Below are 14971 nucleotides of genomic sequence, written 5' to 3' on the forward strand. Positions count from 1 at the left end.
CAAAAAAGCAACATTAAAATTTAGCTGAATCGTTAAGGGCAGGATATTGCAGGCTTTCTGTTCAAATCCCGCGACAAAAATTCCTTTCCACGTACAACGCCATGGGCCGATCCCAACAATCATCAATAAAAATCCATACCGCTTACTTATACTCAGCAAACGCGCCGTTTTCGCCGATACTTTAGCGAGATGGGTTACTTTTTGGGTCAGGAGCTTCTATGTCACTGCCGTTCAAACCCCATATTATCACCCTGCTCTGTAGCGCTGGCTTACTCGCGGCGGCGGGAACACTCTATGTGCAAAGCCGTACTCCAGAGACGGTCACTCAGCCGACGGCGCAGCCTGCGCCAGCCGCACCCGCCGCCGCGCAGCCGGTGGCCGCCACCTACACCCAGGCGCAGATTGACCAGTGGGTTGCCCCCATCGCGCTCTACCCGGACAGTCTGCTGTCGCAGGTGCTGATGGCTTCCACCTACCCGGACAACGTCATGCAGGCGGTGCAGTGGTCCCAGGATAACCCCACCATGAAAGGGGATCCCGCCGTTCAGGCTGTTGCCAGCCAGCCGTGGGATCCCAGCGTCAAATCGCTTGTCGCTTTCCCTGCCCTGCTGGCGATGATGGGCGAGAATCCGCCCTGGGTGGAAAATCTGGGTAATGCGTTTTTGGCCCAGCCGCATGATGTGATGGACTCGGTGCAGCGCCTGCGTGCCATCGCCCAGGAGACAGGGACGCTGAAATCCACGCCGCAGCAAAAAGTGATTGTCGCCGCAGCGGCGCCTGTGCCGGCCACCACTTCGAAAAGTAGCACCGTATCAACGTCAAGCACTACCGCGGCGGCGCCTGCGCCGACGCAGGTCATAAAAATAGAACCGACCGACCCGCAGGTGGTCTATGTTCCCAACTACAACCCCTCCACCGTCTATGGTACCTGGCCGAATAGCGCCTATCCTCCGGTCTATCTGCCGCCCCCTCCCGGGGAGCAGTTTACCGATAGCTTCGTGAAAGGATTCGGTTACAGCCTGGGCGTGGTGACCACCTGGGCGCTGTTCAGCAGCATCGACTGGGATGATGATGATGACTACCACCATCACGATGACGACTACCACCGCGGGGATTACTCGCATAATGGCGATAACATCAATATCAATGTGAATAATTTTAACCGCATTACCGGACAAAACCTGCCGGGCGACCACGTAAACTGGCAGCATAATCCCGCCTATCGCGGTCACGTGCCATACCCCGATAATACCGTCGCCCAGCGCTTTCATCAGACCAACGTATCCGGCGGACTGAGCGCGACCCAGCATGCGCCGGTCGATCGTGAGGCGCAGCGCCAGGCGGCAATGACCCAGCTTCAGCAGCGCAGCGCGTCGACCGCCACGGCAGGCAACCTGGCGGCAAACACCCCCTCGCGCGATGCCCAGCGTCAGGCGGCCTCGGCTCAGTTGAAACAAGCCACCCAGCGCAGCAACTACCGCGGTTACGACAGCGCGCCGACATCAACCCAGCAGCGTCGAGATGCGGCGAAAGCGCAGTTGAAAAACCCGACGCCGCGGCAACAGCAGCGTAGGGAAACCATTAAGAACCACGAGCAGAATGCTACACCGCAGCAGCAACAGCGCCGGCAGCAGCTCCATTCCACCACGCCCGCCCAGCGTCAGCAGACGGTCAATCATCTGCGCGCCAGCGCCCTTAGCGGCAACGAAAGCCGCGCCCCCTCCTGGCAAGCGCAGCAGGAACGGGGACGACAGAGTCGTCAGTTTTCCAGCGTAAACCGCGAGCAGCGCGACGGCGCCAGAGAGCGTCTTTCTGAACACCATGAACTACGCCGCCGCTGAGGATGAGCAGAATGAGAAACCCATTACCTATTGCCCTGTTCACGTTAATGCTGTCACCACTTGCCGCCTTCGCCCAGCAGCAATATGCCACCCCCGAGCAGGCCGCGAGCGCGCTGGCCGAGGCGATCGGCCAGCAAAATGACGCGGCGCTGAGCGAGGTGCTTGGCGATAACTGGCAGCATTTTTTACCCCCCGACGGGATCGACCCCACGGCCGTCGATCGCTTCCAGCGCGACTGGCAGGTGAAACATGTGATTGTGCAGCAGGGTGATAACGCCTGGCTCGACGTTGGTAGCGAAGCGTGGCGCCTGCCCGTCCCCATCGTCAAATCATCCCAGGGCTGGCGCTTTGATATGGCCGCTGGCGAAGAGGAGATCCTTACCCGCGCTATTGGCCGTAATGAACTGTCGGCAATAGCCGCCATGCACGCCTACGTTGACGCCCAGCAGGATTACTATCAACTGAACCACCACTGGGCGCAGAAAATCATCAGTAGCGAAGGCAAAAAAGATGGTCTGTACTGGCCCACCTCGCCGGGCGAAGCGCCAAGTCCGCTTGGGCCCGCCTTTAGCCCGACGGTACCCGGCAGCGGCTACCATGGCTACCGCTTCCGCATTATCACCGGTAGAGATGAGCAGAGCGTCGCCTTGCTGGCATGGCCGGTGGCGTGGGGGGAAACCGGCGTGATGAGCTTTATGATCGATCAGCACGATACGGTTTATCAGGCCAATCTCGGTGAAGAGAGCGCGGCAAAGGCCCAGGCGATAACGCGCTTTGCCCCCGACGCTGACGCCGGTTGGCAGGTGGTCAAGCCATAAAAAAACGCCCGGTTACGTATACGCAACCGGGCGTTTTCATTCACTTAGCCCTGGTGGGGCATCAGAGACGGATCGCCGGCAAAGGCTGGTTTCGTACTGGACAATGCCGCTTCGTCAGCGCTGATGCTGCCGGAATTCGCCGCCCATACCCCTTCACTGGTCTTCGTCACCTGCTGATGCTGGGCATTCAGATCCTGGCCCATCGCCGCGATATGGGTCGTTTCCGTGCCGCCGCTGTTATCCGCCCACGGAATCGTGGCGTCAGCCGCGCAGGCTACACCGGATAAGCACGTTGCTGCGACCAGCGCAGTGGTTAAAAAGCGTTTCATCACACACCTCATCGATATCGTTAACTTCCTATAAGTTTACTGAGTGACTATTTACAAAGTATGTATGAGGTGTAGCGGTTTATGAATAGCGACACAGTTCTAAACATCAGGCATAAAAAAAGCGGCTCCGGGAGCCGCTTATGCTTTTTGCCTGAAAAAAAAAGTTACTTTTTCTTCGCTTTGGCGTTCGGCAGGTCGGTGATGCTGCCTTCGAAGACTTCTGCCGCCAGGCCAACAGACTCGTGCAGAGTCGGGTGAGCGTGGATAGTCAGCGCGATGTCTTCAGCGTCGCAGCCCATTTCGATAGCCAGGCCGATCTCACCCAGCAGCTCGCCGCCGTTGGTGCCGACAATCGCGCCGCCGATAACACGGTGGGTCTCTTTGTCGAAGATCAGTTTGGTCATACCGTCTGCGCAGTCGGAAGCGATAGCGCGGCCGGAAGCCGCCCACGGGAAGGTGGCGGTTTCGTAGCTGATGCCTTTCTCTTTCGCTTCTTTCTCAGTCAGGCCGACCCATGCCACTTCTGGCTCGGTGTAGGCGATGGACGGGATCACTTTCGGATCGAAGTAGTGTTTCAGGCCGGAGATAACTTCAGCGGCAACGTGACCTTCGTGGACGCCTTTGTGCGCCAGCATCGGCTGACCGACGATATCGCCGATAGCAAAGATGTGCGGCACGTTGGTGCGCATTTGTTTGTCAACGCGGATGAAGCCACGATCGTCCACTTCCACGCCCGCTTTGCCTGCGTCGAGGTTTTTGCCGTTCGGTACGCGGCCGATAGCCACCAGTACGGCGTCGTAACGCTGTGCTTCCGCTGGCGCTTTTTTGCCTTCCATGGAAACGTAAATACCGTCTTCTTTCGCTTCAACGGCAGTCACTTTGGTTTCCAGCATCAGATTGAATTTCTTGCTGATGCGTTTAGTGAAGACTTTCACCACGTCTTTATCGGCCGCCGGGATAACCTGGTCGAACATTTCAACCACGTCAATCTCTGAACCCAGCGCATGGTATACGGTACCCATTTCCAGACCGATGATACCGCCGCCCATGACCAGCATGCGTTTCGGTACGGATTTCAGCTCCAGGGCGTCGGTGGAGTCCCATACGCGCGGATCTTCATGCGGGATAAATGGCAGTTGAATCGGACGGGAACCCGCCGCGATGATGGCGTTGTCGAAGTTGATCACGGTTTTGCCGTTTTCACCTTCCACTTCCAGGGTGTTAGCGCCGGTGAATTTACCCAGACCGTTAACCACCTTCACTTTACGCCCTTTGGCCATGCCAGCCAGACCACCGGTCAGCTGAGTGATGACTTTTTCTTTCCAGGTGCGGATCTTGTCAATATCAGTTTTCGGTTCGCCGAAAACGATGCCGTGTTCGGCCAGCGCTTTCGCTTCTTCGATAACTTTTGCCACGTGCAGCAGCGCTTTAGAAGGGATACAACCCACGTTCAGGCACACCCCACCGAGGGTGCTGTAACGTTCTACGATGACGGTTTCCAGACCTAAATCAGCGCAACGGAAAGCTGCAGAGTAGCCTGCAGGACCTGCCCCAAGTACCACGACCTGAGTTTTGATTTCAGTACTCATCATGACCTCTGTAATTTATATCCGGCGGGTCTGACGCTATTATTCTTACGCCCAAGTCCACCGGGACGTTCTATCCGCGTGTATTTTACAAAATTGTTAACAATTTTTAAACAACAAACGGCAAACGATTTTGTCCTTTGTTGCTGATAATCCCAAACAGCCTGAGGTTATCAGAAAAAAGCCGGCCGTCAGGCCGGCTTTTTCGATTACATCACCAGGCGGCGAATGTCGCTCAGGGTGTTGTTGATGATGGTAATGAAGCGGGCACCATCAGCACCGTCGATCACGCGGTGGTCGAAGGACAGAGAGATCGGCAGCATCAGACGCGGCACGAACTCTTTACCATTCCATACCGGCTCCATCGCGGACTTAGACACGCCGAGGATGGCCACTTCCGGCGCGTTAACAATCGGCGCGAAGTGGGTCGTACCCAGGCCGCCGATGCTGGAGATGGTGAAGCAACCGCCCTGCATTTCGCCCGCCGTCAGTTTGCCATCGCGCGCTTTCTTCGAGATGGTGGTCAGTTCGCGAGACAGCTCGGTGATGCTCTTCTTGTTCACGTCTTTAAAGACCGGAACCACCAGACCGTTCGGGGTATCAACCGCCACACCGATGTTGATGTATTTCTTCAGCGTCAGGCGCTGACCATCTTCGGAGAGCGAGCTGTTGAAGCGCGGCATCTGCTCGAGCGCAGCGGCCACGGCTTTCATGATGAAGACAACCGGGGTGAATTTCACGTCCAGTTTACGCTTCTCAGCTTCGGCGTTCTGCTGCTTACGGAACGCTTCCAGATCGGTGATATCGGTTTTATCGAAGTGGGTAACGTGCGGGATCATGACCCAGTTACGGCTCAGGTTAGCACCAGAGATTTTCTGGATACGGCCCAGCTCCACTTCTTCGATTTCGCCGAACTTGCTGAAGTCAACCTTCGGCCATGGCAGCATGCCCGGGATACCGCCGCCAGCGGCAGCCGCCGGTGCGGATTCAGCGCGTTTAACAGCTTCTTTCACGTAGGCCTGAACGTCTTCGCGCAGGATACGACCTTTACGGCCGGTGCCTTTCACTTTCGCCAGGTTAACGCCGAACTCGCGCGCCAGGCGGCGAATCAGCGGAGTCGCGTGAACGTAAGCATCGTTTTCAGCGAATTCGGTTTTGCCTTCTGCTTTCGCAGCCGGCGCCGCGGCAGGCTTAGCAGCCTGAGCCGGCGCAGCAGCCGGTGCCGGTGCAGCAGCCTGAGCCGGAGCGGCGGCAGGCGCAGCGCCTTCCACTTCGAAGACCATGATCAGGGAGCCGGTTTTGACTTTATCGCCGGTGCTGATTTTGATCTCTTTGACGGTGCCCGCGAACGGCGCCGGCACTTCCATAGACGCTTTGTCGCCTTCGACGGTGATCAGGGACTGCTCAGCAGCCACTTTATCGCCGACTTTCACCATCACTTCGGTGACTTCAACTTCGTCGCCGCCGATGTCCGGGACGTTAACGTCTTTCGCGCCGGCAGCAGCAGCCGGTGCCGCGGCAGCCGGAGCGGCAGCCTGTGCCGGAGCGGCCGCAGGCGCAGCGCCCGCGACTTCGAAGATCATGATCAGGGAGCCGGTGGACACTTTATCGCCGGTGTTGATTTTGATCTCTTTCACGGTACCCGCGAACGGCGCCGGTACTTCCATAGAGGCCTTATCGCCTTCTACGGTGATCAGGGATTGCTCAGCGGCGATGGTGTCGCCCACTTTAACCATGATCTCGGTAACTTCAACTTCATCGCCGCCGATATCCGGGACGTGCACTTCTTTCGCTGCCGCGGCGGCGGCTGGCGCAGCAGCGGCCGGAGCGGCTTCTTTCTTCTCTTCCTGCGCAGGTGCAGCGGCTGCTGCACCCTCGGCGGAATCGAAAATCATAATCAGTTTGCCAGTCTCGGTTTTGTCGCCGACGGAGACTTTAATCTCTTTCACGACGCCAGCCTGCGGAGACGGGACTTCCATAGAGGCTTTATCGCCTTCTACGGTGATCAGCGACTGTTCAGCTTCTACTTTGTCGCCAACTTTGACCAGGATCTCGGTGATTTCAACTTCATCAGCCCCGATGTCCGGTACTTTGATTTCGATAGCCATTATTCTTTTACCTCTTACGCCAGACGCGGGTTAACTTTTTCTGCATCGATGTCGAATTTCGCGATAGCGTCAGCGACCACTTTCTTATCGATTTCACCACGTTTAGCCAGTTCGCCCAGCGCTGCAACGACCACATAGGAAGCATCAACTTCGAAGTGGTGACGCAGGTTTTCACGGCTGTCGGAACGACCGAAGCCATCGGTACCCAGTACGCGGTAATCGTCAGCCGGTACGTAAGTACGAACCTGCTCGGCGAACAGTTTCATATAGTCAGTGGATGCCACAGCCGGAGCGTCGTTCATCACCTGAGCGATGTACGGCACGCGCGGGGTTTCCAGCGGGTGCAGCATGTTCCAGCGTTCGCAATCCTGGCCATCACGCGCCAGTTCGGTGAAGGAGGTGACGCTGTACACGTCAGAGCCCACGCCGTAGTCTTTCGCCAGGATCTGCGCTGCTTCACGGACGTGACGCAGGATAGAACCGGAGCCCAGCAGCTGAACTTTACCTTTGCTACCTTCGATGGTTTCGAGTTTGTAGATACCTTTACGGATACCTTCCTCGGCGCCTTCCGGCATCGCCGGCATGTGGTAGTTTTCGTTCAGGGTCGTGATGTAGTAGTAAACGTTCTCTTGTTTCTCACCGTACATACGCTCCAGGCCGTCATGCATGATGACCGCCACTTCGTATGCGTAGGACGGATCGTAAGAGATACAGTTCGGGATAGTCAGAGACTGAATATGGCTGTGGCCATCTTCGTGCTGCAGACCTTCGCCGTTCAGCGTCGTACGACCGGAAGTACCACCGATCAGGAAGCCGCGAGCCTGCTGGTCGCCTGCCTGCCAGCACAGGTCGCCGATACGCTGGAACCCGAACATCGAGTAGTAGATGTAGAACGGGATCATCGGCAGGTTGTTGGTGCTGTAAGAGGTCGCCGCAGCCAGCCAGGATGCGCCTGCGCCCAGCTCGTTGATCCCTTCCTGCAGGATCTGGCCTTTTTCGTCTTCTTTGTAGTAAGCAACCTGCTCACGGTCCTGCGGGGTGTACTGCTGACCGTTCGGGCTGTAGATACCGATCTGACGGAACAGACCTTCCATACCGAAAGTACGCGCTTCGTCGGCGATGATCGGCACGAGGCGGTCTTTGATGGATTTGTTCTTCAGCATCACGTTCAGGGCACGAACGAACGCGATAGTGGTAGAGATCTCTTTATTCTGCTCTTCCAGCAGCGGGCGGAAATCTTCCAGCGTCGGCAGCTCCAGCTTCTCAGTGAAGTTCGGCTGACGGCTCGGCAGATAGCCGTGCAGTTTCTGACGCTGAGCGTGCAGATAGGTGTGCTCTTCGGAACCTTCCGGGAAGGTTACGTACGGCAGTTTTTCCAGATCGGCATCGGCAACCGGCACGTTGAAACGATCGCGGACGTAGCGAACGCCGTCCATGTTCATTTTCTTAACCTGGTGAGCGATGTTCTTACCTTCAGCAGTATCACCCATGCCGTAACCTTTGATGGTATGGGCGAGGATGACGGTCGCTTTGCCTTTGGTTTCCTGCGCTTTTTTCAGTGCAGCGTAAACTTTCTTCGGATCGTGGCCGCCGCGGTTCAGAGCCCAAATCTGCTCGTCAGTCCAGTCGGCAACCAGCGCGGCGGTCTCCGGATATTTACCGAAGAAGTGCTCGCGCACATAAGCGCCGTCTTTGGATTTGAAGGTCTGGTAGTCACCGTCAACGGTTTCTTCCATCAGCTGAATCAGCTTACCGCTGGTGTCTTTACGCAGCAGCTCATCCCAACGACCGCCCCAGATAACCTTGATAACGTTCCAGCCAGCGCCCGCGAAGATGCCTTCCAGTTCATTAATGATTTTGCCGTTACCGGTGACCGGACCATCAAGACGCTGCAGGTTACAGTTGATAACGAAGACCAGGTTGTCCAGCTTCTCACGGGTCGCGATGGTGATCGCGCCTTTAGATTCCGGCTCGTCCATCTCACCGTCGCCCAGGAACGCGTAAACGGTTTGTTTGGAGGTGTCTTTCAGACCACGGTGTTCCAGATATTTCAGGAATTTAGCCTGATAAATCGCCCCGATTGGGCCCAGGCCCATAGAAACGGTCGGGAACTGCCAGAATTCCGGCATCAGTTTCGGGTGCGGATAAGAGGACAGACCTTTACCGTGAACTTCCTGACGGAAGTTGTTCATCTGCTCTTCAGTCAGACGACCTTCCAGGAAAGCACGCGCATAAACGCCCGGAGAGATGTGACCCTGGAAGTACACCAGGTCGCCGCCATCCTGCTCATTGCGTGCGCGGAAGAAGTGGTTGAAGCACACTTCGTAGAAGGTTGCGGAAGACTGGAAAGAAGCCATGTGGCCGCCCAGTTCGAGATCTTTTTTCGATGCGCGCAGAACGGTCATGATGGCGTTCCAGCGGATCGCAGAACGGATACGACGTTCCAGATCCAGATTACCCGGGTACTCCGGCTCATCTTCAACGGCAATAGTGTTCACGTAACCGCCGGTCGATGCGCCAGCAGCCACTTTCACCCCGCCTTTGCGGGCTTCAGAAAGGAGTTGGTCAATAAGATACTGAGCGCGCTCAACACCTTCTTCACGGATGACCGATTCGATCGCCTGTAGCCAGTCGCGAGTTTCGATCGGATCCACGTCATTTGGTAAACGTTCTGACATGGGGGGTATTCCTTATCTATCTAATCGTTGATTAATCTGGAACCTGTCCCATTGAACTCTTCGTTCTTCACCTTTGAACAACCAAAAATTCAATAAGACAGGTTCTGCGTTTAGTTGCCGCGCTCTAAAAATGGCGCTTAAGAACCGGAGTTCTCGTCCTTTCGTTGCTGTAAACGACGCAGCGAGCGTTCTCTACGACTCTGCTCACGGCTACGGTCCAGCAAAATTTCCTCAATGAACGCCAGGTGACGGTGCGACGCCTCACGCGCCTGCTCCGGCTCCCCGGCCATTATCGCCTCGAAAATGCGAGTGCGATGGTTGCTGACCAACGGGAGCATTTCCCGGCGGGCATACAGCAATTCAAAGTTCTGACGCACGTTTTGCGCCAGCATCGGCTCCATACACCTTAGCAGATGGAGCAAAACCACATTGTGTGCCGCCTCGGTGACGGCGATTTGGTACTGGACGACGGCGCCGGACTCGGCGTCCAGATCGCCCGACTGCTGAGCCCGCTCAATAGCCTGATGCAGCTCGCGGATACGGTCGCGATCTTCATCATTGCTGCGCAGCGCCGCGTAATAGGCCGCAATGCCTTCCAGCGCGTGACGGGTCTCAAGCAGATCGAATTGGGATTCAGGGTGATCGGACAGCAGCTCGACCAGCGGATCGCTGAAGCTCTGCCACAGGCGGCTCTGTACAAACGTTCCACCTCCCTGACGACGAAGCAACAGGCCCTTGGCTTCGAGGCGTTGAATCGCCTCACGCAGCGAGGGGCGGGAAACGTCGAACTGTTTAGCCAGTTCGCGTTCAGGCGGGAGTTTTTCGCCGGGGCGCAAGGTCCCCTCAAGGATCAGAAACTCCAGCTGCTGCTCTATCACATCGGATAATTTTGGTTGGCGGATTTTGCTGTAGGCCATATTCCCTGTCTCTGCCATTAGCCCGGAGTCAATTGGTCTTACCAATTTAAAGTTCGTAGCGCTAAAGTAACAAAGTATTCACCTTCTGTCCATACAGGTTTTGATTGAAATCAGTAAACCACGGACATTTTAACAACCTTACAGAAATAACATTTCAGAAATGTAACCTTGCACAAATGTTACGTTTACTCATAAAGAGGTAGCATTAACTTAATGGAAACGAAAAATTACGCTATCTGAACCGATTCAACGACCAGATAAGTGAATATAAAGGCAGTAAATACGAATAAATAACCAAATGAGAACAATGCGTCGGAATAATACTGAATGTGTCTATTGATGTCTTTTTAAACACATGGTCATCATCCCTTCATAAAGCAGGTGCATTCAAGCGCGCTTACCACTATTCTCCCTGAGACGAAAGGCCTTTTTCTGAATTACTGCACCGCCTTCCGTAAACAAAACAATACAGAAACGGAAGTCGAAAAATACACAAACACAACAATATGTGCGCGCCATCACTCAGGTAAAAAGCGGGCCACTTCGCCCAAATTTTCGCTGGCTATGCTTTCTGGCAGGGACAGCAGTGAAGCAGCAACCTGACGGATGACGTACACAAAAAATAACCACACACGAGGTTTCATATGGAAGGTCAACAGCACGGCGATCGGCTGAAGCGCGGCCTCAAAAACCGCCATATCCAGCTCATCGCGCTGGGCGGGGCTATCGGCACCGGCCTGTTTCTGGGGAGCGCGTCCGTCATTCAGTCCGCCGGCCCGGGTATCATTCTTGGTTATGCGATTGCCGGTTTTATCGCCTTTCTGATCATGCGTCAGCTGGGCGAAATGGTGGTGGAAGAGCCGGTAGCCGGTTCGTTTAGCCACTTTGCTTATAAATACTGGGGCGGCTTTGCCGGCTTCGCCTCCGGCTGGAACTACTGGGTGCTGTATGTCCTGGTGGCCATGGCGGAACTGACCGCCGTCGGCAAATATATCCAGTTCTGGTGGCCGGAAATCCCGACCTGGGCCTCAGCGGCGGTTTTCTTCATCGCCATCAACGCCATTAACCTGACCAACGTGAAAGTGTTCGGTGAAATGGAGTTCTGGTTTGCCATTATCAAAGTGGTCGCCGTCGTGGCGATGATTTTGTTCGGCGGCTGGCTGCTGTTCAGCGGCAACGGCGGCCCGCAGGCGACGGTACGTAACCTGTGGGATCAAGGCGGGTTCCTGCCGCACGGCTTTACCGGGCTGGTGATGATGATGGCGATCATTATGTTCTCCTTCGGCGGTCTCGAGCTGGTGGGTATCACCGCGGCGGAAGCGGATAACCCGGAGCAAAGCATTCCGAAAGCCACCAACCAGGTTATCTACCGTATCCTGATCTTCTATGTTGGCTCGCTGGCGGTCCTGCTCTCGCTGCTGCCGTGGACGCGCGTGACCGCGGACACCAGTCCGTTCGTCCTGATTTTCCATGAGCTTGGCGATACGCTGGTGGCAAACGCCCTCAACGTGGTGGTGCTGACGGCGGCCCTGTCGGTGTATAACAGCTGCGTCTACTGCAACAGCCGTATGCTGTTCGGCCTTGCCCAGCAGGGGAACGCGCCGAAAGCGCTGCTCAGCGTCGACAAACGCGGCGTGCCGGTCAATACCATTCTCGTCTCCGCCGTGGTCACCGCCCTGTGTGTGCTGATCAACTACCTGGCGCCGGAATCCGCATTTGGCCTGCTGATGGCACTGGTGGTATCCGCCCTGGTGATCAACTGGGCGATGATCAGCCTCGCGCATATCAAATTCCGTCGCGCCAAACAGCAGCAGGGCGTCACCACCCGCTTCCCCGCCCTCTTCTACCCGCTGGGTAACTGGGTGTGCCTGCTGTTTATGGCCGCGGTGCTGATCATTATGCTGATGACCCCGGGGATGGCGATTTCCGTTTGGCTGATCCCGGTATGGATCGCAGTGCTGGGCGTGGGTTATCTGTTTAAACAGAAAGCCGCCGCCACCGTAAAAGCACAATAATACATCTCATCAATAATTCTCTTTGCTCTGCGCCCTCCCTTAATAACGGGCGCAGAGCATTGTTATCTGCTTCACACTTTCCCTTCCATAGCTTATTTATCCATATCGTCAACGCGTTCCTGCAACGTAATTCTCTCGATAGCAGCCAATAATTCTCTCCATACTGCAACGGAGAGACCGCACATGGCAGACAATAGACTTTCAATAAAAGAAAAGATTGGTTATGGGATGGGGGATGCCGGATGCAATATCATCTTTGGCGCCATCATGCTGTTTGTTAACTATTTTTATACCGATATCTTCGGCCTGGCGCCGGCGCTGGTGGGCGTACTGCTGCTGTCGGTGCGCGTCATCGATGCGGTGACCGACCCGATCATGGGCGCCCTCGCCGACCGCACCCGCAGTAAATATGGCCGCTTTCGTCCATGGCTGCTGTGGATTGCCTTCCCCTACGCCCTGTTCAGCGTGCTGATGTTCACTACTCCTGAGTGGACCTATAACAGCAAAGTCATCTATGCGTTTGTCACCTACTTTCTGCTGTCGATTACCTATACCGCGATTAATATACCCTACTGCTCGCTGGGAACGGTGATGACCGCCGACCCGAAAGAACGTGTTGCCTGCCAGTCCTATCGTTTCGTGATGGTGGGTATCGCCACGCTGCTGCTGTCATTGACGCTGTTGCCCATGGCCGACTGGTTCGGCGGCGCCGATAAAGCGAAAGGCTATCAAATGGCGATGACCGTGCTGGCCTTTATCGGCATGTGTATGTTCCTGTTCTGCTTCGCCACCGTGCGCGAACGCATCCACCCGGCGGTGCAGACCAATGATGAACTGAAAAAAGATCTCAAAGACGTATGGAAAAATGACCAGTGGGTACGCATCCTGCTGCTCACGCTATGCAACGTCTGTCCGGGCTTTATCCGCATGGCCGCCACCATGTACTACGTCACCTGGGTGATGGGGCAAAGCACCCATTTTGCCACGCTGTTTATCAGCCTCGGCGTGGTCGGGATGATGATTGGCAGCATGCTGGCAAAAGTCCTCACCGACCGCTGGTGCAAACTGCAGGTCTTCTTCTGGACCAACATCGTGCTGGCGATCTTCTCCTGCGCCTTCTATTTCTTTAATCCGCACGCCACCACGCTGATTATGGTGCTCTACTTCCTGCTCAATATCCTGCATCAGATCCCCTCCCCGCTGCACTGGTCGCTGATGTCCGATGTTGACGACTACGGCGAGTGGAAAACCGGCAAGCGCATCACCGGTATTAGCTTCTCCGGCAACCTGTTTTTCCTTAAAGTCGGCCTGGCGGTCGCCGGGGCGATGGTCGGATTCCTGCTGTCATGGTACGGCTACGACGCCGGCGCCAAAGCGCAAAGCGCCTCGGCCCTCAACGGCATCGTGCTGCTGTTCTCGGTCATCCCCGGCGTCGGCTACCTGATCACCGCCGGCGTGGTGCGCCTGCTTAAAGTTGACCGCACCCTGATGCGCCAGATTCAGAGCGATTTAGAGAAGCGCCGCAGCAACTACAGCGAGCTGAATGAATACCAGGAACTGAAAACCAGTGAACACGTAAGGAAAGCCTGATGAACAACTGGCCAAACCCCTTTATTGAGCAGCGCGCAGATCCCTTTATTCTGCGCCACCTGAATCATTACTACTTTATTGCCTCAGTGCCGGAATACGACCGGCTGGAGATCCGGCGCGCGGCAACCCTTGAGGGGTTGCGCGATGCTGAGCCGGTAGTGGTGTGGCGCGCACCGCAAAGCGGGCCGATGAGCCAGCTGATTTGGGCGCCGGAGCTACATGAGATAGACGGTAAGTGGTATATCTATTTTGCCGCCACCCATACCCACGATCTGGATGCGCTGGGCATGTTCCAGCATCGCATGTTCGTTATCGAGTGCGCCGACAGCGATCCGCTGACCGGCCGCTGGCAGGAAAAAGGCCAGGTGGTGACGCCTTTCGATACCTTCGCCCTCGATGCCACCACCTTTATCCATCAGGGCAAACGCTGGTACCTGTGGGCGCAAAAATCTCCGCATATCGAGGGCAACTCAAACCTGTATCTCGCTGAAATGGCCAACCCGTGGACGCTAAAAGGCGAGCCGGTCATGCTGAGCAAGCCGGAGTTCGACTGGGAGTGCCGGGGATTTAAGGTCAATGAAGGACCCGCGGTGCTGGTGCATGGCGATAAGCTTTTCATCAGCTATTCCGCCAGCGCCACCGATGAAAACTACTGCATGGGATTGCTCTGGATCGACCGGGAGGCCGATCCGCTGCAGCCGGAAAACTGGCATAAAGCCCCGCAGCCAGTGTTCCGGACCAGCTATGAAAACCGCCAGTATGGCCCGGGCCATAACAGTTTTACCCAAACGCCGGCGGGGGAAGATGTGCTGGTATATCACGCGCGGAATTACACCGAGATTGAAGGCGACCCGCTGTATGATCCCAATCGTCATACGCGGCTAAAACTCGTCGCCTGGAGAGAGGACGGCATGCCCGACTTCGGCATCCCGCCGGCGGATACGCTGTAGCGGTTCGGTATGCTGCCCGCGGGCGCGGGTTTTCCTGGCCGGGTCAGGCGAAGCCGCCCCCCCGGCAACATGACAAGCGCGGCGTCAGATATAGCGCCCGGCGGCGCTGTTGCTTGCCGGCCTGCGTGGTGTGAGCCCC

The 14971-nt window shown here is 56.2% G+C and carries 10 protein-coding genes; 5 read left to right on the top strand and 5 right to left on the bottom strand.

All coding sequences use genetic code 11. From position 1 onward, the window contains the following. The first annotated feature begins 218 nt into the window (after positions 1 to 218). Complete coding sequence (locus ABLV54_RS25395; RefSeq protein WP_050533879.1) at positions 219 to 1841, top strand: DUF3300 domain-containing protein; 1623 nt, start codon at positions 219 to 221, stop codon at positions 1839 to 1841. A gap of 11 nt (positions 1842 to 1852) precedes the next feature. Continuing rightward, the gene (locus ABLV54_RS25400) at positions 1853 to 2659 is read left to right on the top strand and encodes a DUF2950 family protein (RefSeq protein ID WP_050533880.1); all 807 of its coding nucleotides are present in this window, start codon (positions 1853 to 1855) and stop codon (positions 2657 to 2659) included. A 44-nt stretch (positions 2660 to 2703) separates the two neighbouring features. Here the strand turns inward: ABLV54_RS25400 and ABLV54_RS25405 are convergent, their stop codons facing one another. From ABLV54_RS25405 to pdhR, 5 genes are all read right to left on the bottom strand, one after another. Continuing rightward, complete coding sequence (locus tag ABLV54_RS25405) at positions 2704 to 2988, bottom strand: hypothetical protein (RefSeq protein ID WP_023291998.1); 285 nt, start codon at positions 2986 to 2988, stop codon at positions 2704 to 2706. 164 nt (positions 2989 to 3152) lie between these two features. Continuing rightward, positions 3153 to 4577, bottom strand: coding sequence for a dihydrolipoyl dehydrogenase (gene lpdA, locus ABLV54_RS25410; RefSeq protein WP_002888731.1), 1425 nt, complete (start codon positions 4575 to 4577; stop codon positions 3153 to 3155). A 206-nt stretch (positions 4578 to 4783) separates the two neighbouring features. Continuing rightward, entirely contained in the window at positions 4784 to 6682 is a 1899-nt protein-coding gene (gene aceF, locus ABLV54_RS25415) for a pyruvate dehydrogenase complex dihydrolipoyllysine-residue acetyltransferase (protein WP_023291997.1), read from the bottom strand. 14 nt (positions 6683 to 6696) lie between these two features. After that, positions 6697 to 9360: a pyruvate dehydrogenase (acetyl-transferring), homodimeric type gene (gene aceE, locus ABLV54_RS25420; protein WP_023291996.1), complete on the bottom strand. Its 2664-nt coding sequence runs from the start codon at positions 9358 to 9360 to the stop codon at positions 6697 to 6699. Positions 9361 to 9497: 137 nt separating this feature from the next. After that, positions 9498 to 10277, bottom strand: coding sequence for a pyruvate dehydrogenase complex transcriptional repressor PdhR (gene pdhR / locus ABLV54_RS25425; RefSeq protein WP_002888699.1), 780 nt, complete (start codon positions 10275 to 10277; stop codon positions 9498 to 9500). Positions 10278 to 10921: 644 nt separating this feature from the next. On the opposite strand from pdhR, the gene aroP reads away from it, so the two are divergent. The 3 genes from aroP (at position 10922) to ABLV54_RS25440 (ending at position 14832) form a co-directional block, all read left to right on the top strand. Further along, positions 10922 to 12292: an aromatic amino acid transporter AroP gene (gene aroP, locus ABLV54_RS25430; RefSeq protein ID WP_023291995.1), complete on the top strand. Its 1371-nt coding sequence runs from the start codon at positions 10922 to 10924 to the stop codon at positions 12290 to 12292. A 183-nt stretch (positions 12293 to 12475) separates the two neighbouring features. Then, positions 12476 to 13882: an MFS transporter gene (locus ABLV54_RS25435; protein WP_017901173.1), complete on the top strand. Its 1407-nt coding sequence runs from the start codon at positions 12476 to 12478 to the stop codon at positions 13880 to 13882. Then, positions 13882 to 14832, top strand: a complete 951-nt coding sequence (locus tag ABLV54_RS25440; protein WP_048296696.1) for a family 43 glycosylhydrolase — start codon at positions 13882 to 13884, stop codon at positions 14830 to 14832. The genes ABLV54_RS25435 and ABLV54_RS25440 overlap by 1 nt, the downstream gene beginning before the upstream one ends. Positions 14833 to 14971 lie beyond the last annotated feature (139 nt).

Origin of the sequence: Klebsiella sp. JB_Kp042, assembly GCF_040065275.1 — a bacterium.
Classification (GTDB): Bacteria; Pseudomonadota; Gammaproteobacteria; order Enterobacterales; family Enterobacteriaceae; genus Klebsiella; species Klebsiella quasipneumoniae.